This is a genomic window from Actinokineospora enzanensis DSM 44649 (assembly GCF_000374445.1).
Lineage (GTDB): Bacteria > Actinomycetota > Actinomycetes > Mycobacteriales > Pseudonocardiaceae > Actinokineospora > Actinokineospora enzanensis.
The window spans coordinates 264,498-284,470 of the sequence record NZ_KB894407.1 but is presented as its reverse complement, the minus strand read 5'-3'; the positions used below and the strand labels follow the sequence as shown (position 1 = coordinate 284,470).

Annotated in this window: 18 protein-coding genes; 12 read left to right on the top strand and 6 right to left on the bottom strand. The window is 71.6% G+C overall.

The window, feature by feature from the left end:
- Nucleotides 1-14 precede the first annotated feature (14 nt).
- From C503_RS0109500 to C503_RS0109480, 5 genes are all read left to right on the top strand, one after another.
- Entirely contained in the window at nt 15-1,235 is a 1,221-nt protein-coding gene (locus tag C503_RS0109500) for an acyl-CoA dehydrogenase family protein (protein ID WP_018681963.1), read from the top strand.
- 25 nt (nt 1,236-1,260) lie between these two features.
- A complete protein-coding gene (locus C503_RS0109495) occupies nt 1,261-2,463 on the top strand; it encodes an acyl-CoA dehydrogenase family protein (protein WP_018681962.1) in 1,203 nt (400 codons plus the stop codon).
- 88 nt (nt 2,464-2,551) lie between these two features.
- Nucleotides 2,552-4,282: a tryptophan 2-C-methyltransferase gene (tsrT, locus tag C503_RS0109490; protein WP_018681961.1), complete on the top strand. Its 1,731-nt coding sequence runs from the start codon at nt 2,552-2,554 to the stop codon at nt 4,280-4,282.
- On the top strand, nt 4,279-5,634 hold the full coding sequence (locus C503_RS0109485) for an FAD-binding oxidoreductase (protein ID WP_018681960.1): 1,356 nt from the start codon (nt 4,279-4,281) through the stop codon (nt 5,632-5,634). Before tsrT ends, C503_RS0109485 begins: the two co-directional genes overlap by 4 nt.
- An 18-nt stretch (nt 5,635-5,652) precedes the next feature.
- Nucleotides 5,653-6,888 carry an ATP-grasp domain-containing protein gene (locus C503_RS0109480; RefSeq protein ID WP_026316122.1) on the top strand — a complete coding sequence of 412 codons (1,236 nt, stop codon included), beginning with the start codon at nt 5,653-5,655 and terminating at the stop codon, nt 6,886-6,888.
- Between the two features lie 459 nt (nt 6,889-7,347).
- On the opposite strand, the gene C503_RS0109475 is transcribed toward C503_RS0109480, so the two are convergent.
- Nucleotides 7,348-7,746: a MarR family winged helix-turn-helix transcriptional regulator gene (locus tag C503_RS0109475; protein WP_026316121.1), complete on the bottom strand. Its 399-nt coding sequence runs from the start codon at nt 7,744-7,746 to the stop codon at nt 7,348-7,350.
- 106 nt (nt 7,747-7,852) lie between these two features.
- Between C503_RS0109475 and C503_RS0109470 the strand changes: the two genes are divergently transcribed.
- From C503_RS0109470 to C503_RS0109450, 5 genes are all read left to right on the top strand, one after another.
- Nucleotides 7,853-8,404, top strand: coding sequence for a flavodoxin family protein (locus C503_RS0109470; protein WP_018681957.1), 552 nt, complete (start codon nt 7,853-7,855; stop codon nt 8,402-8,404).
- 330 nt (nt 8,405-8,734) lie between these two features.
- Nucleotides 8,735-10,144 (top strand): ferredoxin reductase family protein, encoded by a 1,410-nt coding sequence (locus C503_RS0109465; protein ID WP_018681956.1) that lies wholly within the window; start codon nt 8,735-8,737, stop codon nt 10,142-10,144.
- A gap of 10 nt (nt 10,145-10,154) precedes the next feature.
- Complete coding sequence (locus tag C503_RS0109460; RefSeq protein ID WP_018681955.1) at nt 10,155-10,613, top strand: FMN-binding protein; 459 nt, start codon at nt 10,155-10,157, stop codon at nt 10,611-10,613.
- A gap of 16 nt (nt 10,614-10,629) precedes the next feature.
- A complete protein-coding gene (locus C503_RS0109455) occupies nt 10,630-11,394 on the top strand; it encodes an FAD:protein FMN transferase (RefSeq protein WP_018681954.1) in 765 nt (254 codons plus the stop codon).
- Nucleotides 11,395-11,587: 193 nt separating this feature from the next.
- Nucleotides 11,588-12,562 carry a ketopantoate reductase family protein gene (locus C503_RS0109450; protein ID WP_018681953.1) on the top strand — a complete coding sequence of 325 codons (975 nt, stop codon included), beginning with the start codon at nt 11,588-11,590 and terminating at the stop codon, nt 12,560-12,562.
- A gap of 57 nt (nt 12,563-12,619) precedes the next feature.
- Here the strand turns inward: C503_RS0109450 and C503_RS0109445 are convergent, their stop codons facing one another.
- Genes C503_RS0109445 through C503_RS0109425 form a run of 5 tightly spaced genes read right to left on the bottom strand, consistent with a single transcriptional unit; the run spans nt 12,620 to nt 17,871 of the window.
- Nucleotides 12,620-13,813 (bottom strand): MFS transporter, encoded by a 1,194-nt coding sequence (locus C503_RS0109445; RefSeq protein ID WP_018681952.1) that lies wholly within the window; start codon nt 13,811-13,813, stop codon nt 12,620-12,622.
- Nucleotides 13,810-14,328, bottom strand: a complete 519-nt coding sequence (locus C503_RS47795; protein ID WP_245572436.1) for a GNAT family N-acetyltransferase — start codon at nt 14,326-14,328, stop codon at nt 13,810-13,812. The genes C503_RS0109445 and C503_RS47795 overlap by 4 nt, the downstream gene beginning before the upstream one ends.
- Entirely contained in the window at nt 14,325-15,542 is a 1,218-nt protein-coding gene (locus C503_RS0109435) for a type III PLP-dependent enzyme domain-containing protein (RefSeq protein WP_026316119.1), read from the bottom strand. Before C503_RS0109435 ends, C503_RS47795 begins: the two co-directional genes overlap by 4 nt.
- Complete coding sequence (locus tag C503_RS0109430) at nt 15,535-16,845, bottom strand: DUF6271 family protein (RefSeq protein WP_018681949.1); 1,311 nt, start codon at nt 16,843-16,845, stop codon at nt 15,535-15,537. The genes C503_RS0109435 and C503_RS0109430 overlap by 8 nt, the downstream gene beginning before the upstream one ends.
- Complete coding sequence (locus C503_RS0109425) at nt 16,846-17,871, bottom strand: phytanoyl-CoA dioxygenase family protein (protein ID WP_018681948.1); 1,026 nt, start codon at nt 17,869-17,871, stop codon at nt 16,846-16,848.
- Nucleotides 17,872-18,322: 451 nt separating this feature from the next.
- On the opposite strand from C503_RS0109425, the gene C503_RS38800 reads away from it, so the two are divergent.
- Nucleotides 18,323-18,742: a winged helix-turn-helix transcriptional regulator gene (locus C503_RS38800; protein ID WP_063710786.1), complete on the top strand. Its 420-nt coding sequence runs from the start codon at nt 18,323-18,325 to the stop codon at nt 18,740-18,742.
- A 508-nt stretch (nt 18,743-19,250) separates the two neighbouring features.
- Nucleotides 19,251-19,961: an RraA family protein gene (locus C503_RS0109415; RefSeq protein ID WP_018681946.1), complete on the top strand. Its 711-nt coding sequence runs from the start codon at nt 19,251-19,253 to the stop codon at nt 19,959-19,961.
- Nucleotides 19,962-19,973: the final 12 nt, after the last annotated feature.

The following is a 19,973-nucleotide window of genomic DNA, read 5'->3' as shown; positions in this document are numbered from 1 at the left end:
CGAGGAGTCATCGCATGACCGCCACGACGACCAGACCAGAGGTCTCCGACCCACCGCGCACCGGCGCGGAGGTCCTCGCCAGAGCCAAGGCGCTGGCCCCCGTGCTGCGCGCACGCGCCGCCGACATCGAGCAGGCGCGGCAGCTGCCCGCCGACATCGTCGAGCTGATCCGGGCCACCGGCGTCTACCGGATGGGCTTCGCCGAGCGCTGGGGCGGCCCGGCGGCCACCTCGATGACCCAGGTCGAGGTGATCGAGGCGCTGGCCTACGGCGACGCCTCGGCCGGCTGGTGCGCCGCGATCAACGGCATCAGCGGGATCATGGCCAACTTCCTCGACCCCGAGTGCGTGCCGGAGGTCTACCCGAGCCCGGACGCCATCACCACCATCGTGCTCGCCCCGGTCGGCCGGGCGGACAAGGTCGACGGCGGGTTCCGGCTGTCCGGCCAGTGGACCTTCGCCAGCGGCATCACGCACGCCGACCGGGTGGTCTGCGGCGCGTTCATCTTCGAGAACGGCGAGCCCTACGCCAGCCCGGACGGCAGCAACCCGCACGAGTCGCGGCTGTTCCTGGTGCCGCAGGACCGGGTCGAGGTCATCGGCGGCCGGTGGAACACCACCGGCATGTGCGGCACCGGCAGCGGCGACTTCACCGTCACCGACGTGTTCGTGCCCGAGGGCCACACGCTCACCTTCGACAACCCGCGCGTCCCACCGGGACCGCTGGTCACCGCGGACGCCTACCTGCGCAGCCTGCCGGGCGTGCCGATGGGCGTCGCGCGCGCGGCGCTGGACCACGCGCGCGAGGTGATCCTCGGCCGCACCGACCGACTGACCGGAGTGGACTGGAAGGACAGCTGGCGCGCGCAGGTCGCGCTCGCCGAGTGCGAGGCCGACTTCGTCGCCATGCGCGCCGGTGTCCTGGGCAGCATGCGCAAGCAGTGGGAAGTCCTTGCCGCGGGCGGGAAACTCGACGACCTGTCGCTGGTGGACCGCGCGGCGAGCCCGCTGTCCTGGGTGCACGCGTTCCGGGTGTCCAAGTCGATCGTGCAGCGGCTGTTCGACCTGCTGCAGACGGCGTCCATCCACAAGACCGGACCGATGGAGCGGTGGCTGCGCGACATCTCGACCATGTGCCAGAACGTCGGCGCCCAGGACGTCGTCTTCGAGTCGGTCGGTGCGTACATGTTGGGCCGCAGACCGAAGTTCCGCTTCTTCCTCGGCATAGTCGATTGACCCACACGACAGCTTGGAGATCACGATGACCGGCACGCTGGTGTCGAACGAGCCGCGCACGGGCGCGGAGATCCTGGCGCGGGCGCGGGCGTTGGCCCCGGTGCTGCGCGCGCGGGCGGCGGAGATCGAGCAGGCCGGGCGGCTGCCCGCGGACGTGGTGGACCTGCTGCGGGACGCGGGCGTGTTCCGGATGTGCTTCGGCCCCGAGTGGGGCGGTCCCGGCATGACCTCGACCGAGCAGACCGAGGTGGTCGAGGCGCTGGCCTACGGCGACGCGTCGGCGGGCTGGTGTGCCATGATCGGCGCGAACACCGGTATCTACAGCGCGTTCCTGGAGCCCGCGGTGGCGCGGGAGATGTTCCCGCACCCGGACATGATCACCGCCGGTCTGCTGCAACCGGCGGGCAAGGCGGAGAAGGTGTCCGGCGGGTACCGGCTGTCCGGGCGCTGGACGTTCGGCAGCGGCATCACGCACGCCGACTGGGTGACCTCGGGCGCGTTCATCTACCAGAACGGTGAGCCCTACGCCAGCCCGGACGGCAGCAACCCGCACGAGTCGCGCCAGTTCCTGGTGCGCCGCGACCAGGTCGAGGTCATCGACAACTGGGACCCGGTGGGCCTGCGCGGCAGCGGCAGCTGCGACTACGTGATCACGGACGTGTTCGTCCCCGAGGAGCACACGCTCAGCTTCGACCGCGTGCTCGGCACGCCGGGACCGCTGGCCCAGCCGGACGCGTTCACCCGCAGCATGTGCGGCGTGCCGCTCGGCGTGGCACGGGCCGCGCTGGACCACGCGCGCGAGGTGATCCTGGACAAGGTCGACCGGATGACCGGGACCGCGTGGGCGGACACGTTCCGCGTGCAGCTGACGCTGGCCAAGTGCGAGGCGGCGTACAACGCGGCCCGGCACGGCGTGTACGAGAGCATGAACCGGCAGTGGGAGGTGCTGTCCTCGGGCGGCACCTTCGACGACCTGACCCCCGACGAGCGCGCGGCCTGCCCGCTGTCGTGGGTGCACGCGTTCCGGTCCGCGCGCACGATCGTGAACACGCTGTTCGACCTGTTGCAGACCGCGTCCATCCACCGCTCGGCGCCGATGGAGCGATGGCTGCGCGACACCACCACCATGGTCCAGCACCTCGCCGCGCAGGACCGCATCCTGCAGTCCGCGGGCGCGTACCTGCTCGGCGCCAAGCCCGAGTTCGGGATCTGCCTGGGCATCCTCTGACGCTCTCGCTTTCTTCTGCACACGCTGCGCCGAACCGCGGGCCGCAGCGGGTCGACCGCCCGCACACGGGCTCCGGGGAGGGAACTCGATGAACAACGCGCTGCACCAGGCACTCGACAAGCCGGATTCCAGAGGCCTGGTCACGCTGGTGAACCCGAACAAGGTGCACCCGCCGATCGCGCCGTACGCGCTGGACGTGCTTACCACCGCGCTGGAGGAGGCCGGGTTCACCGTCGAGGTGGTGGACCTGACCTTCCGGCGGGACGACTGGGGCCGCTGCCTGACCGACTACTTCGCCCGGCGGCAGCCGATGCTGGTCGGGATCACCGTCCGCAACACCGACACGGTCTACGCCTTCGAGCAGCGGCCGTTCGTCGGCGAGCACAAGGAGATCATCACCGCCATCCGGGGGCTGACCCCGGCGCCGGTCGCGGCAGGCGGCATCGGGTTCTCCACCATGCCGTACGCGCTGGTCGAGTACCTCGGCGTGGACTTCGGCGTGAAGGGGCCGGGCGAGCGGATCCTGTGCGACCTGGCGGACGCGCTGGCCACCGGCCGCGACCCGGGAACGGTGACCGGGTTGCTGCGCAGCACCCCCGAGGGGGTGGAGCTGACCTCGCCGAAGCCCGTGCCGGGCACGGTCGCCCTGCCGTTGGTGATCCCCAACAGCGTGGGTACCTGGCAGGTCGACGGGGTCAGCTCGTACGTTCGGCGGTCCGGCGATCCGACCAAGGTGGACAACGCGGAGTACTACCGGCGTGGTGGGCTCGCGGGAATCCTGACCAAGAACGGTTGCGCCTACCGGTGCGCGCACTGCGTGGAACCGAACGCCAAGGGCGGCCGGGTCGGCAAGCGGGACATCAGTGCCGTGGTGGACGAGATGCAGTCGCTGGCCGAGCAGGGCATCCTCGACCAGCACACCACCGACAGCGAGTTCAACCTGTCGGTGGCGCACGCCAAGAACCTGCTGCGGGAGATCGTCCGGCGCCGCCGCGACTCCGCGAACGCGCTCAACGACCTGCGATTATGGGTCTACTGCCAGCCTTCCCCGTTCGACGAGGAGCTGGCCGGGCTGCTGGCCGAGGCAGGCTGCCTCGGCGTGAACGTGGGCAGCGACCACATCCGGGCCGACCTGCTGAGCAAGTGGAAGATCACCGGTGGCGGCAGCACGTACTACACGTTCGCCGACACCGAGCGGCTCGTCCGGCTCTGCCACGAGAACGGCATCCTCACCATGGTGGAGGCGCTGTTCGGCATGCCCGGCGAGACGCACGAGACCATGCGCGAGTGCGTCGAGGCGTTCATGGCGTTGGACGCGACCGTCACCGGCTTCTCTCTGGGGCTGCGGTTGTTCCCGCACATCCCGCTGGGGATCGAGATGGCGGAGAAGTGCGACGGCGTGCGGACCATGCCGGGGTTGCAGTCCAACACAGCGAAGGGACCGATCATCCTCAAGCCGCGGTCTCAGTGCGCGAGCATGGCGGAGTACGAGCGGCAGTTCATGTTCGACGAGGACGGCGACTTCCGACTGGTCTGCTACTTCTCCCCCGACCTGTTGGAGGACGTGGGCACCAACACCGACCCGAACGGTCGGTGGGCGCGGTCGGTGCAGTTGCTGTGGGACCTGGTGGACCCGTCCGACTACCACCGGGTGATGCTGCCGACGCTGGCGGGCATGAGCGACTTCGACAACAACTACGCGGACAACCCGTTCCTGACCAGCCTGTCCGGACTCGGTTACACCGGTGCGTTCTGGTCGCACTGGCGGGACCGGGAAGCCATCATGCGCAAGGCCCAGCTGACAGGTGTCGTCCAGTGAGCCTGGCCGGGTTGCGCGCGCGGGTGCGCGGAACCGTCCTGGAGCCGGGGGACACCGGGTTCACCGAAGGCAGTCGGCCGTTCAACTCGCGGTACGCGGACGTGATCCCGGCGGCCGTGTTGAGCGTGGCGTCGGTGGAGGACGTCGCGGCGGGTATCACGTGGGCGCGCGAGAACTCCGTGCCGTTGGTGGCGCGGGGCGGTGGGCACAGTTACTCCGGCGCGTCCGTCACCGCCGGTGGTCTGGTTCTGGACCTGCGTCGTCTGGACTCCGTGTCGGTGGACGCGGATTCCGGGTTGGTGACCGCCGGTGGCGGGGCGCGCATGAAGGCCCTGTACGCCGGGGTGCAGCCGCACGATCTGGTGTTCTCGTTGGGTAACTCCGACGAGGTGAGTATCGCGGGACTGACGCTCGGCGGTGGTGTCGCGGCGGTCTCGCGCGGGTACGGGCTGACGTGCGACGCGTTGCTGTCCACGGATGTCGTGCTCGCCGACGGTACGACTGTCACGTGCAGCGCGGACGTGAACCCCGACCTGTTCTGGGCTTGTCAGGGCGGGGGTGGGGGCAACTTCGGGGTCAACACCTCGTTCACGTTCCAGGCGCAGGCGGTGCGTCCCAGTGCGACCTGTCTGCTGTTGTGGGAGTGGTCGCACGCCACCGAGGTGGTGATGTGCATGCAGGAGGTGCAGCGGGACGCGCCGGACGGGTTGTCGGTGCGGATCGGGCTCAGCCGTGCGCCGGACGGGCCGCCGATGGTGTCGGTGGTCGGCTGGCACCTGGGCAGCGCCGAGGAGTTGCGCTCCTTGCTGGCGCCCGCGTTGGCCGTCGCGCGACCGTTCCGCGCGGACATCGCGGACCGGACGTTCTGGGAAGCCAAGGAGTACGTGCAACACGAGACGGCGGGCGGCTCGTTCGCGGGACGCACGCGAACGACACCGGTACCGCTGTCGGAGGCGGGTGTCCGCACGCTCGTGGCGGCCGTGGACAAGTGGCCCGGCAGCCGGAACCCGGACGGGGCGGGCGCAGCGTTGTTCGGGTGGGGCGGGGCGATCAACCGGGTTCCGGTGGAGGCCACCGCGTTCCCGCACCGGAACACGCTGTTCCTGGTCTCGCTCGACACCTCGTGGGCCGTCGACGACGGTCCGGAGGTCATGCGGGACAACCTGGACTGGATCGGTGCGCTGTACGAGGACATGGGCGAGTACGCGTCCGGCGCGTCCTACCTGAACTTCACCGACCCCGAGCTGGCGGACTGGCGCACCGCCTACCACGGGCCGAACCTGGCCCGGCTCGTCGAGGTGAAGCGCCGCTACGACCCGGACCGGTTCTTCCGGTCCCACCAGGCCCTCTGACCACCCGGGAGAAATCCGATGTCCCCACGGCCGATGCTCATCGTCGGGTATGTCAACGTGCTGCCGCACCTGGACCACTTCCCGGTGAACGGGATGATCCTGGTCGAGGAGCCCGATGTGGTCCGCAAGCGCGACCTGGTCGGGGTGATGGCGGGCGTGGAGCGGATGCGCGAGCTGATCGAGTGGGAGTACCAGCTGCCCGCGTCGGCGGACGAGTTCTTCAACACGTATCCGGATCTGGACCCGTCCGTGGTGGTGCCGCTGGTGGAGTACGCGGTGCCGTTCGCGGCCCGGCTGGCGGAGCGGTACGGACTGCCGGGGGCGGGTAGTGCTGTCGCGACTGTCTTGCGCGACAAGGAACTCCTTCGCCGCGTGACGCGGGCGGCGGGGGTGCCCAATCCGGCGTCGGTTGCGGTGTCCGGGCCGGAGGAGGTGCGCGAGTTCATGGCCGCGCATCCGGGGGCGGTGGTGCTGAAGCCGTCGAACCGGCAGGCGTCGTTGGGCACGCAGGTGCTGCACTCCCCGTCCGAGGTCGACCGGGCCTGGGCGGAGTGCGTTCGCGTGGACGAGGGGGTCCTGGTTCCGGATCGGCCGATGCCGGTGCAGGTGTTGGTCGAGCGGTGCATGCACGGACCGGAGTACAGCGTGGAGATGCTGGTGCGCGACGGGATCCCGTTGTTCACCAACATCACGGCGAAGTCGCTGTTCCCCGGCACGCGTCCGGTCGAGCAGGGGCACGTCGTTCCGGCGGACGTGCCCCCCGAACTGGCGGATGCGCTGCGCTCCGGCACGACCGCCGTCCTGACCGCGATCGGCTTCGGCAGCGGCGTGATCCACTGCGAGTGGATCGTCGAGGACGGCGTGCCGCACCTGGTGGAGTGCGCCGGTCGGATGCCGGGGGACGGCATTCCCGACCTGATCGAACGCGCGTATCCGATCGACCTGGCCACGGCGTACTACGCGATCATGCGCGGGGACGAGGTTCCCGCACTGCCCGCCACCGCCGCCCGTGCCACCGCCGTGCGGTTCCTGGCGTGTTCGGGTGGCCGGGTGGAGTCGGTCTCGGGGGCGGCCGAGGCGGAGGCGTTGCCGGGGGTGTACCGGGTGCATCTGCGGGAGGTCGGTGAGGAGGTGCCGCCGCTGCGGAGTTCGTGGGACCGCACGGGGGCGATCTACGTGGAGGCGGAAACCCCTGGTGCCGCCCTGAAACTCGCCGACCGGGCGGCCGATCTGATCACGATCACGCTGCGCTAGGGGTCATACCTGGGTCCTATGTCGGCTCGATGTAGGACCCAGGTCCGACCCGGAAGTGACTCCCCTGGTCCGATTCGGTGGACCGCTCGCCCTGGCATCGTCGTCCACATGCGAAACGAACTCCCTCAGCGCGGCCGCGGCTCCCGCACTCGCGGCAGGCGCCGCCACGATCAAGACCGCCAACGCCACCATGCGGGACACGCCCACTCCCGGGCCGACCCGGCCTCATCCGCCCACTCCGCCAACCCGGGGCCTCCCGACACCGCGCTGACCTAGCTTGCTAGCATGACTGCACGGCATACAGCCGAGGGGGAGGCGGTGGTCGCAGGCTGGGGTTCGACCACCGCACCCACTCCCAGCCCACGGGGCAGCCGCCGCCGGAGCGGTCTCCCGGCGCGGTGAGCCCATGCGTGATCACCGGCACGGAGCGCGGGCCGGACTCGGTGAACGCGTCGGCGGTCAGCGGACCAGGGCCACCAGGTCGGCGAGGTCGGGGTCCTCGGACGCGCCCGCCAGGGCGGCGCGCAGGGCGGACTCGTAGTCGGGGGTGGCGGCGGCCTGTTTGGCGCGGCCGTGGTCGGTGATCGCGGTGTAGATGCCGCGTCGGTCCTCCGCGCAGATGCTGCGGGCGGTCAGGCCGGTCTGTTCGAGGCGGGCGACCAGGCGGCTGACCGAGCTCTGGTTCAGGCCCAGGGCCTCGGCCAGGTTCTGCATGCGCAGCTCGCCGCAGTGGGCGGTGGTGAGCCTGGTGAGCGCGCGGTACTCGGAGAGACCGAGTGTGTGCGGGGCGAGGGCGCGGGTCAGCTCCTGCTCGACCCGGCCGTGCAGGGCGACCAAGCGGTCCCATGACGTTGGCATGTCCACTCCCCGGTGCGGTCTTGACACCAGGATACCTGCACTTGCAATATCTGCATGTGCATGCATTACATGTACGTGCATTCAACTGGTCGGGAGGACCTCACCGATGAGTCGGTTCCTGTTCGTGCTGGGCAGTTCCCGCCGCGACGGCAACACCGAGCAGCTGGCCCGGCACGCGGCGCGGCGGTTGCCCGCCGATGTGGAGCAGCAGTGGCTGTGGCTGGGCGACCACCCGCTCAACCCGTTCGCCGACACCCGGCACGACGACCCGCTGCCGCCGCCGTCCGGGACGGAGAAGCTGCTGCTCGACGCCACGTTGGCGGCCACGGACATCGTGATCGCCACGCCGGTCTACTGGTACAGCGTCTCCTACACCACCAAGCACTACCTGGACTACTGGTCGGCCTGGCTGCGCGTCCCCCGGCTCGACTTCAAGAAGCGCATGTCCGCCAAGACCCTCTGGGGCATCAGCGTCCTGGCCGACGACGACCCCGGCCACGCCGACCCGGTCGCGGGCACCCTCCGCCTCACCGCCGAGTACCTGCACATGCGCCACGCGGGCCTGCTCCTCGGCAACGGCAGCCGCCCCGGCGACATCCAGCGCGACACCGACGCCCTGGCCCGCGCCACCGACTTCTTCGCCCCCGCCCACGTCTGACCCCACCCGCCGACGCCCCCACCACGCCAGAGCACCGACCACACGTGTGCGGCCGTGCCCGGACGCACACCGGTCACCTGCCACCCCACCGAACTCGGCCCCTGACCAGGAACCGCCCCACTCGACGTGACCGAGCGGGGCGGTTCGGTCGTACGAGGGTCGGAGATCCGACCGGCCGACCTGACAACGGCCGATCCGCTCACAGCAGGCGCACAGCCAGTTCCCACCCCGGTCCCAGGCTGCTGCTCGATCCTTCCAGTGTCCGAAACGGAGGATCGGCATGCACATCACCAGACACCCCCACCCCACCGACCACCAGCGGCGGCAGGCGTGACCGCGCTCGCCGAGCCCCACACGCGGCACCCGAACACCCGACCGCAGACCGCGGGCGGGTGGGCGCGGTTCGACGCGGGTGTCCGGCTCTCGGCAGGCGCGGCGCTCTGGCTGGGTCTGCTGCTGGTCTCGTACTGGTGGGTCACCGGCGGCGGTGTCCAGGCGTTGACCGGGTGGGAGTCGGCGTTGATGTCGACCGGGCGGCTCACCGGGCTGGTCGCCTCGGTCCTGCTGCTGGCCCAGGTGCTGCTCATGGCCCGGATCCCGCTCCTGGAGCGCGCGTTCGGCCAGGACCGGCTGGCCCGGCAGCACCGCCTGGTCGGGTTCACCTCGTTCAACCTGATGCTCGCCCACATCGTCCTGATCACCTGGGGCTACGCCGCCGGTGACCTCGCCGCCACCCCCGGCACGTTCTGGCAGCTCACCGTCGACTATCCGGGCATGCTGCTCGCCGTCGCGGGCACGGTGTGCCTGGTGATGACCGTGGTCACCAGCGTCAAGGCGGCCCGGCGCCGGATCCGCTACGAGTCCTGGCACCTGCTGCACCTCTACGCCTACCTCGGTGTCGGCCTGGCGCTGCCGCACCAGCTGTGGACCGGGCAGGAGTTCCTCGCCTCCACCGCGACCACCGTCTTCTGGTGGACGCTGTGGGCGGCCTCGGCGGGCGCGGTCCTGGTGTGGCGGCTGGGGCAGCCGATCGCGCGGAACCTGCGGCACCGGCTGCGGGTCGGCGCGGTCGTCGCCGAGGCCGAAGGCGTGTACTCGGTGTACCTGACCGGCCACGACCTGGGCCGCTTCCCCGCGTTGCCCGGCCAGTTCCTCGGCTGGCGGTTCCTGGACCGTCCGGGGTGGACGCGCGGCAACCCGTACTCGCTGTCCGCGACGCCCACGAGCCGGGGCCTGCGGATCACCGTGAAGGCGCTGGGCGACAACAGTGCCCGGATCGCGTCGCTGCGCCCCGGTACGCGGGTGCTGTTCGAGGGCCCGCACGGCCGACTCACCGAACGCGCCCGGACCCGGCCCAAGGTCGCGCTGATCGGCGCCGGTGTCGGCATCACACCGCTGCGCGCGCTGGCCGAGGGCCTGGACTACGCCCCGGGCGACGCCGTCGTGATCCACCGCTACGCCGACCGACCGCTGTTCGACGCCGAGTTCGAGGCGCTGGCCCACCGGCGCGGCCTCCGGGTCGTGCACTCCCCCGGCCACCGCCGCGCCCCCGACTCCTGGCTCGGCGCGGGCGCGGGTCAGTTCTCCGACGCGACCGCGCTGCGCGCCTGGATCCCCGACATCGCCGACCGGGACGTCTACGTCTGTGGGCCCGAGGCCTGGGCGGAGTCGGTCCGCCGCTCGGCCGTCACCGCGGGCGTGCCGAACGAGCGGCTGCACATCGAGAACTTCGCGTGGTGAAAGGGAAGCCATGAAACGCATCGCCATGTGGGGCCTCGGCACGCTCACCGCGCTCGTGCTCCTGTTCGGCTACCACACCTCCACCTCGGGCGCGACGAACGCCACCACCGTCGCGACCGGACCGACCACCGCAGGCGGCTCCACCTCCGGCGGTGCATCCGGCGGCACCTCGGGGAGTACGACGACCGGCGGTACCACCGTCACCGGTCCCGCCGCCGACACCCGGTGGGGACCGGTGCAGGTCCGGCTCACCGTGGCCGACGGGAAGATCACGAACGTCGACGTGGTCCAGTACCCGACCGAGAACCGCAAGGACCAGCAGATCAACGCCCGCGCGCTGCCCATCCTGACCCAGGAGACCCTCGCCGCCCAGAGCGCCGACATCGACATGGTCTCCGGCGCCACCGTCACCAGCGAGGGCTATGTCGAGTCCCTCCAGGGCGCCATCGACCAGGCGGGCCTGTCCTGACCGGAAAGGACGCACGATGATCATCACCAAGCCGCCGACCCGCCATGTCGAGCACGTCATGGGCATGCCGATCAGCCTCGCCCTGCGCGGCAGGCACACCGACGACACGGCCGCCCGGTCGGCATGGGCGGCGGTGCTGGACGAACTCCGCGAGGTCGACCGGGTGTTCAGCACCTACCGCGCCGATTCGTTCGTCTCCCGGCTCGGCCGCGGCGAGATCACGGTGACCGACTGCCCGCCCGAGGTGGCCGAGGTGCTGGCGCTGGGCGACCGGGCCGACCGCGAGTCCGGTGGCGCCTTCCGGGTGTGGCGGCCCGGGATGGACGGCGAGCCGGTCCTGGACACCGACGGTGTCGTCAAGGGCTGGGCCGCCGAGCGCGCCGCCGTGCACCTGCGTGCCCTGCCCGCCACCGACTTCTGCCTGTCCGCGGGCGGCGACCTGGTCTGCCGCACGCTCGACCCGGACGCCGACCCCTGGCGGATCGGCGTCGAGCACCCCATCGACCCGACCCGCCTCGTCGCCGTGATCCCGGTCCACTCCGGCGCGGTCGCCACCTCCGGCACCACGCACCGCGGCGCCCACCTGGTCGACGCCCGCACCGGTCTGCCGCCGTACGGCGTCGCCTCGGTCACCGTCATCGCCGACTCCCTGACCTGGGCCGACATCGACGCCACCGCCGCATACGCGCACGGCCCGGCCGCCGCCGACTGGCTGCGCACCCGCCCCGACCGCGACGCCCTCGTCGTCTGGCCCGACGGCACCACGACCGTCATCCAGTAGCCGGTCCACCGACCCCACACGGCTCGCGGAGCGACAACGCCCGCGGACGCAAACCCGTGCTCCCGCATGGTGGGAGCCGGATCCGGTCCGCACAAGCCGCCACGCATCGACGATCCGGCGACCACTGTGGCCGGTCGGCACTCCCCGTCCGCCGCGCGCTACCGTCGGGGCACACTCGGGGGAAGGCGGAACGATGCGGTACGTGATCATCGGCGCGGGGGCGATCGGCGGCTCCATCGGCGGCAGGCTGCACGAGGGCGGCCACGACGTCGTCCTGGTGGCTCGCGGCGCGCACGCGGAGGCGATCCGGCAGGACGGGCTCCGCCTGGTCACCCCGCAGGGCCCGCAGCGGCTGCCGATCCCGGTCGTCACCGGCCCCGAGGACATCGAGCTGCGCGCGGACGACGTGCTCGTCCTCGCGACCAAGACCCAGGACACCGTGGCGGCCCTGGACCAGTGGAGCCACCGCCCCGTCGCGGGCGGCACCGCGAGCGACAAGCTCCCCGTCGTCACCGCCCAGAACGGCGTGGCGAACGAGCGCATGGCCCTGCGCCGCTTCCGCCGCGTCTACGGCACCTGCGTGATCCTGCCGTCGACCTACCTCACCCCCGGCGAGGTCATCGCCCCCTGCGGCCCCTACACCGGCCTGCTGATCATGGGCCGCTACCCGGCAGGCACCGACGGCCCGGTCGAGGAGATCGCCAGCGACCTGGGCACCTCGCACTTCCTGGCGCCGGTGGTCCCGGACGTCATGCGCTGGAAGTACGCCAAGCTCCTCAACAACCTCGCCAACGCCGTCGACGCGGTGTGCGGCGAGGACAGCCCGGTCCTGCGCCACCGCGCGATCACCGAGGGCCGCGCCGTCCTCGCCGCGGCCGGGATCGACTGCGCCGGGCACGACGAGTTCGCCGAGATGCGCGGCACCAACGTGGTCCCGCGGAACATGGACGGCGGCCGCCGGAGCTCGTCCTGGCAGAGCATCGTGCGCGGCACGGGCACCGTCGAGTCCGACTACCTCAACGGCGAGATCGTCCTGCTCGGCCGCACCCACGGCGTGCCGACCCCGGTCAACGACACACTCCTGACCGCCGCCCACGAATCCGTGCGCCTGGGCCGCAAACCCGGCGAACTGACCGTCGACGACCTCATCGCCCGCATCGACCGCTAGCGATGCGCCCCGGAACGTCGACCAGGTCCCGCCCACTCGACGTTCCGGGGCGCGCCTCTAGTCCGCAACCGGAGCCACCTCCGGAGTGGACTCCGCGGCGGGCGACTTCCAGTGGATCCTGAACGCGCACAACGACACCAGCAGGGCCGAGCACGCCACGACAGCCATGCCCCAGGACAGCCCGGCCGCGTCCGCCACGAACCCGATCACCGGCGGGCCGCCCAACAACCCGGTGACGCCCATCGCCGCGACCAACGTCAGCGCGTCCGGACCCTGTCGGGCCGCCGCGACGTAGACGCACGGGGTCACCGCCGCGATGCCCAGGCCGACGCAGGCGAAGCCGATCAGGGCGGGCACCACTCCCCCGACCGACAGCGCCAGCCCGAGTCCCACGCCCGCCAACGCCGCACCCGCGCGGACCACGAGCGCGTCACCGAAGCGGGTGCGCCAACCATCGGCGAACAACCGGGCCAGCACCATCATGGCCGACACGACCGCGATCCCCATCGGCGCCAGCGAAGCCGCGGCGTGCACGACGTCCTGCAGGTACAGGGCCGACCAGTCGTTCATGGCGCCCTCGGTGATCGTGCCGAACACCATCGCCGCGCCCAGCCACAGCGTCGCCGCCGCGGGCAAGGTGAAGCGGCGCTTCTCCTTCTTCTTCGCCTCGGGCGCCAGGTCCTCGGTCGACAGCCCGGGTCGGGCGAACGCGACCAACGCCAGCACGAGCACCAGGGCGATGCCGAAGTGGACCCACAGCGACCTGGTGGCCGTCGTGATCGCGGAGGCGAGCAGCGCGGCCACCAGCGACCCGCCGCTGAACGTGGCGTGCAGCCGGGCCATGGCGGTGCGGCCGTGGCGTTCCTCCAGTGCCGCGCCCTGGGCGTTCATGGCCACGTTGAGGCAGGCCACGACCACCCCGTCCACCGCCATGACCACCAGCGTCACGGCGAAGTTCGGCGTCAGGTCCAGGGCGACCAGCACCACGGCCAGGCCCAGACCGGACAGGCACGCCAGGTCGCGCGAACCGAGCGTGCGCATCAGGTAGGTCACCAGCGGGTACGAGCCCGCCGCGCCGATGCCGGTGGCCAGCAGCAGCACGCCGACCTCCCTGGGCGACAACGACATCCGCTCCGCCAGGTCCGGGATCCGCGACGCCCAGGTGGAATACTGGAAGCCCAGCAGGCAGAACAGCGCCGCGATGGCGAACAGCTGCCGGTGGAACCGACCGGTGGTGGCCGGACTTGTCACTGTGACCTCCGTGTCGCGCTGGTGCCCGGCGGCTGCTCGGTGATCACCCTGGACATGTACATCGCGCCGGAACCGTAGCCGTCGACCACGATGTCCGGCAGGGGGTGGTAGCCGCGCGCGGCCCAGAACGGGGCCAGGCCGTCCAGGGCCACCAGCGAGATCCGCTGGTAGCCCTGTTCCCGCGCGGTCTGGACCACTCGATCGGCGAGGTACACGCCGAGCCCGCGGCCGCGGAACCCCGGCGCCACCACCAGGTCGTGCAGGTGCAGGTTCGCCGACGGGTGCGTTTCCCGCTCCAGCAGCAGCAGGTCCGGAAACTCGTGGAACGGGTACGGCAGGGTCAGCACATAGGCGGCGATGCCGTCGCCGCTGTCGAGCACGAAGCAGGTCGACGGCGACATCGCCGCGCGCGACTCCAGCTCGGCGCGGCCCTCGGCGAGCTCCCCGTAAGCACCGGCCTCCAGGGCCGCGATCTCCGCCCAGTCGTCGTCGCGCGGGTGCCGCAGCCGGGTCACGCCGGACATGGTTCGGGCTCGCGGGCGCCGACCACCTCGCAGGGCAGCGGGCTGAAGCCGTTGAAGCCACGGGTCAGGTAGCTGACCGAGTAGGCGCCGCAGGCCAGGATCCACACCGGGTCGCCGGACCGCAGGTTGCGGGGCACGCGCACCAGGCCGCCCTCCTGACCGAACGCGTCGTCGCTGTCGCAGGTGGGCCCGGCGATCACGGCAGGCACGGTGTCCGCGGGGTCTGCGATATCCACGGCGTCCAGGTCAGCGTGGGTCGGGAACACCAGCCGGTAGCGTAGTTGGTCGGTCTCGTAGAGGCCATTGAACTTGCCGCAGCTCAGGTACAGCCAGTGCGCGCGTTCGCCGTCGAGCAGCTGCCGGGTGGTCAGCCGGGACACGTGCGCGCGGATCGCGCCGTGGTCGGCCACCAGGTACCTGCCCGGCTCCATGACGAAGTCCAGCGGCCCCGGGGCGACGGCGCGCAACAACCGCGTGCCCGCGCGGATCGCCTCGAAGATCTCGCCCATCGGCGGGCGCAGTGCGACGCCGCGCCGGTCGAGGTAGTGCTGCGCGGGCAGGCCGCCACCCAGGTTGACGTGGTCGAGCGCGATGCCGCGCCGGGCCAGCGCGACGATCGCGTCCGCGAGCCGACCGAACGCGGCCCGCCAGGCCCCGGCGGTCATCTGCTGCGAGCCGATGTGGATGGACAGCCCCGCGGGCACCAGGCCCAGCTCGCGCGCCAGCTCCAGCACTCGCACGGCGTCGGTGACCGAGCAGCCGCACTTGCGGCTCAACGGCCACAGCGCGCCCTCGCCGTCCACGGCCAGGCGGCAGAACACGCGCGCGCCCGGGGCGTGCCGGGCGATCGCCGCGACGTCCTCCACGCTGTCGGTGGCGAAGTCGCGGATCCCGAGGTGGTGCGCCGTCACGATGTCCTGGTCGGACTTGATCGTGTTGCCGAAGTGGATGTCGCGCACCGGCACACCGGCCGAGACCGCCTGGGCGATCTCCCCGGGACTGGCCGCGTCGACCCCGGCGCCGTGCGCGGTGAGGCCCGCGATCACCTCGTCCACCGGGCACGCCTTCATCGCGAACCGCACCGACACCCCGGGCAGCCGCTCGGTGAGGTCCCGGTAGCGCTCCTCGATCCCCGCGAGGTCGAGCACGATCCGGTCGCTGGACGCGGCCGCGAGCGCGGCGGTGAGCCTGTTCTCGTCAGCCACCGGCGGGCTGCCCCACACCCGTGCGCGCGGCCGCGCCGACCAGCGCGCCCCACACGTCGATCAGCAGCGCGAAGTCCGCCATGTCCCGGCGCGCCTCGTCGAGCAGCCGGTCGCGCCGCGCGGCGAGGGAGTCGGCGAAGTGGGCATACCTGCCGCCCAGGCCCCGGTAGGCGTGATCGAGGTGGTCCAGGCGGCGCACGTTGTCCGCGACATCCAGCTCGGTGCTCTGCCGGACGAGCGCCGCGATCGCGTCCGGACGGACGCGGTTCCGTTCGTCCAGAAGGGTTTCCCCGGCCTCGGCCATCCGGTCGTAGACGAAGTGCAGGTAGAGCATCGACAGGAAGAACTTGGCCAGCCGGAGGTGGTAGTTCGCGAAGTTGGCGTCGGTTTTCCGGTCCGGGGTGTGGAAGTTGACGATGTGCCGGTTGTGCAGGACGCCGGGCAGCTTCGCATCGTAAATCAGGTGGAACAGGAAGTAGTCGCTGCCGACGGTGTCGGTGGCGGGCAGCAGCGGGACGAGTTCCTGCACGTCGTGGAAGGCGATGTTGCACATGTCCACGCGCATCGGGTCGACGTGGGTGAGGACCGAGTGGTCGCCGGTGAACGGGTCGGTGCCCGCGCCGGTGAACGACTCCTCGACCAGCTCGCGCTTCTCCGCCTCGGTGGTGGTTCCGTTGGCCCACTGGCTGACGATCTCGTAGTACGCGTCGGGGTCGAGCTCGCGGATCTCGGCGATGTCCACCGACAGGTCGCCGATGAACGACGCGCCCACCAGCACCACCGGCTTGTCGCCGTGCGCCGGGTCCAGCGCGGTCTCGGTCACCTCGGTCACCTCGCGGGCGCGCAGACCGATGGCGGCGAGCTCGTGGTGGATGGGGAACACCGGCTCGCCGTCGAACTCCTGGTAGCGGCTGTCGGAGTCGCGGCGGTGCACGGACCGGCAGCCGAGCGCGGCGGCGATGAGGAACGCGCGGTTGGTGCACGCGCCGTAGGACAGGCGCTCGGGCAGCATCAGGTCGAGCACGTACTCCGGCCGGTCGATTCCGGAGCGGGCGATGATCTCGCGCAGCAGTTCCCGTTGCCGCGCCTCGTCGGGGTGGTGCACGGCCACGTTCGGCAGCGCGTTCGCCGCGGCCGCGGCCTCGGCGTGCGCGGTGAACTCGGCCGCACCGCAGGAGTCCAGGATCAGGAGATCGACTCGAACGTCGAACTTCTCGACGGCGTAGGCGGCCTCGGCGACCAGCGCGGTGATCGTCGCGGCGCACTCGCGGTTCGTCGGCAGGGTCAGGCAGACGGCACGCACTCAGGCCTCCCCGGCGTCGTTCCAGGACCGCAGTCCCAGCAGCTTCTCACCCAGCTCGGTCAGCCCGGCCGGGCCGTAGCGGTCGGCCTCGGGGCGGGCCGCGTCGCCGAGCAGGGTGGCGTTCCAGGTGGGCGTGCTCAGCGTGCGCCAGGACTCGACGCGCGAGCGGCGCAGTTCCTCGTGCGCCTCCAGGGCGGGCATCATCGCCAGGTACTGCACGGCGCGCACGCCGTCGGCGGAGGTGTTGGGCGCCACGCCGTGCGCCACCATCCCGTTCCAGATCAGCAGGTCACCGGCGTACAGCCGGGGCCGGATGACCGGGTACTCGGCGCGGTCGACGCGTGGGCGGATCGGGTCGCGGTCCTCGGGCTGGGTGCTCTTCCACTCGTCGAAGCGGCGGAACAGCTCGGGACAGCACTGGAAACCGCCCAGCTCGGGCTCGGTGTCGTTGAGCGCGATGATGCCCTGCACGCGCTGCGGCGGGTCGGCCAGCGTGGTGTCGACGTCCCAGTGCAGGTCGATGTCGAACCCGCGCTCGGTCGGCGCGATCAGCTCGCGCGACCGGTTTCCGACGTTCGGCGGATTGAGGTTGAGCCGATCGAGCGTGACCCAGAGTTCGGCGCAGTCCCAGACGTCCACGAACGCGTCGTAAACCCGCTGGGCCTGGCGGCTGTCCCAGATGAGCTGGTGCTGGTAGGCCTCGACGAACCCGTAGACGTGCAGGTCGCGGTCGAGGTCGGAACGGTACTCCCGCTCCGGGTACCAGGTGCCGGGGTCGTGCGGGTCGAGACCCTGGAACTCCCAGGCGAAGTCGAGCAGCTTGCGCGCCGACTCGGCCGGGATGGCCTCGCGCACCACGACGTAGCCGTAGGTCTGCCAGTGCGCGAAGTCCTCGGCGGACAGCACCCGCAGCGGCACCGTCTTGGCCAGGTCGCGCAGCTGCGCGGGCGCCTGGTAGGTGTCGGCGTCCGCGCTGCGGTAGGGCAGCGGCGAGGCGGCGGGGAACAGGGGCGACTCACTGGACATATGACTCACTTCGCGGTGCTGGCTGGGGTCCGGAATGGACGTTCCGACGGCATGGCGTCCTGGTGGGACCGCCACCGGTCCGGGAGCGCGCGGCAGCGCCCCTGCGGGACCAACGCTGACATGAACCGCACCCGTCGGGGAAGTAGGAACTTCAAGGTGCGTAGGTACTTCCAGGTTCCCAGTGGATCAAGCACGGCGCACCGTGGCGCCGACCACACCCCGATCTCCCTGGGTCTTCTGTGTACATGCGAGTACATCGGGCAGCCGCGTTGCCCGTTTCGACACCGGGCGTCCTGGGCGGACCGACCGGCCGCTGGGTATCATTTCCGCGTCCGACGGTCGCCCGGGGAGCGCGGCACGCGGACCAGAGGAGCCTGTCCGACCGGCTCCCCCGGGCGGTCGACCGGTGTGCCTCGCGTGGGCACGGGCCGGGTCGGAGAAGGGGATCGCCATGGGACAACACCGTCGGGGGACGCTGCGCACCGAGACCACCGATGAGTCATCCCCCATCGGCCACGTGTTGGGCACGCTCTCGACCCGTTGGGGCGTGGCCATCGTGGAGGCGATCGACCATGGCAACACCCGCTTCAACGAGCTGCGCCGCAGTGTGCCGGGCATCAGCCACAAAGTCCTGATCGACGCCCTGCGCTCGCTGCAACGCGACGGCTTCGTCCTCGGCCCGCTCAGCGACCCGACCCGGGTGGAGTACCGGCTGTCCCCGCTCGGCCACGACCTCGTCGACCTCATCGACCGCCTGCGCGACTGGTCGGAAGGCCACTGGCACGAGATCTCCCGCGCCAACGCCGCCTACGACCGCGGGCACGCCACCCGTCGCCCCGGAGCCCGTCCCGGCTTGTCCATAGTGGACTGAACAGCGGCCGGGCATGGTCCAGACCAGCGGAAATCGTCTGGACCATATCACCAGTGGTCTGGACCAAGAGATGCGCAAGGCCGTCGGCGGGAACGCGCCCCGCCGGTGGAGCACCGCGCGCCTTGCCGCCCGGTGCGCTCGCCGGGATCACCCCGGCTCGGTCCGCGCGGCCGCCGACCATCGGTCGGTCCACCTCGGCCGGGAATCGGTTCGCCGTGGTCGCGACCGGACACCGGCGGGAACGGTCGGCGAGATCCCCATCCCGACCGCAGGCCACCGGCGACACTCCGACGCCTGCCGCGCCAGTGGTCCGTCAAGCCCCGGGTGCGCGCCTGGGGATGAATCCCCCGCCCCGTGGACAACCACCCGGGGGACCCCCGGCTTCCATCCTATCGGGGGTCGGTGCGGCGAGGCACGGAGTTGTCCACAGGGGCGGCCTGCCCGCGGGCGGGTTCTTGACGGCGCGGGCCGGGGTTCGGGTCGGGGGGATGCCTGCCAGGATGGGGGCATGACCACCGAGTCGACCGCGGACCTGGCGCAGCGGTTCGCCACCCTGACCACCGCCCACCTCACGGACGCCTGCGTGCGCGCCGGGGTCGAGGTGCGCACCGTGTCGGTGCGGGCCGTGACGCCCGGGGACCGGCTGGTCGGCCGGGTGCTGCCCGCCCGGCACGCGGGCAGTGTGGACGTGTTCCTGGAGGCCATGACCGGCGCGGACCCCGGTGACGTGCTGGTGGTCGACAACGGCGGCCGCCTCGACCACGCCTGTGTCGGCGACCTGGTCGTGTTGGAGGCCGCCGACGCCGGGCTGGCGGGTGTGGTGATCTGGGGTCTGCACCGGGACACCGCCGACATCCACGCCATCGGCCTACCGGTGTTCAGCCTCGGCGCCATCCCCACCGGTCCGCTGGTGCCCGAGGACCGCGCCCCCGACGCCCTCGCCGCGGCCACCGTCGGACCGTGGACCGTCACCGACGCCGACCTGGTCCTCGCCGACGACGACGGTGCCGTGTTCCTCCCGGCCGACCAGGCCGCGGCCCTGTTCGACCTCGCCGAGAAGATCCGCGACGTCGAACGCGCCCAGGCCGACCGCATCCGCGCGGGCGACAACCTGCGTGCCCAGGTGGACTTCCCCGGCTACCTGGCTGCCCGATCGGGCAACCCGGGGCTCACCTTCCGCAGGCACCTCCGGTCCGTCGGCGGCGCCATCGAGGAGTAGCACCGCCCACGG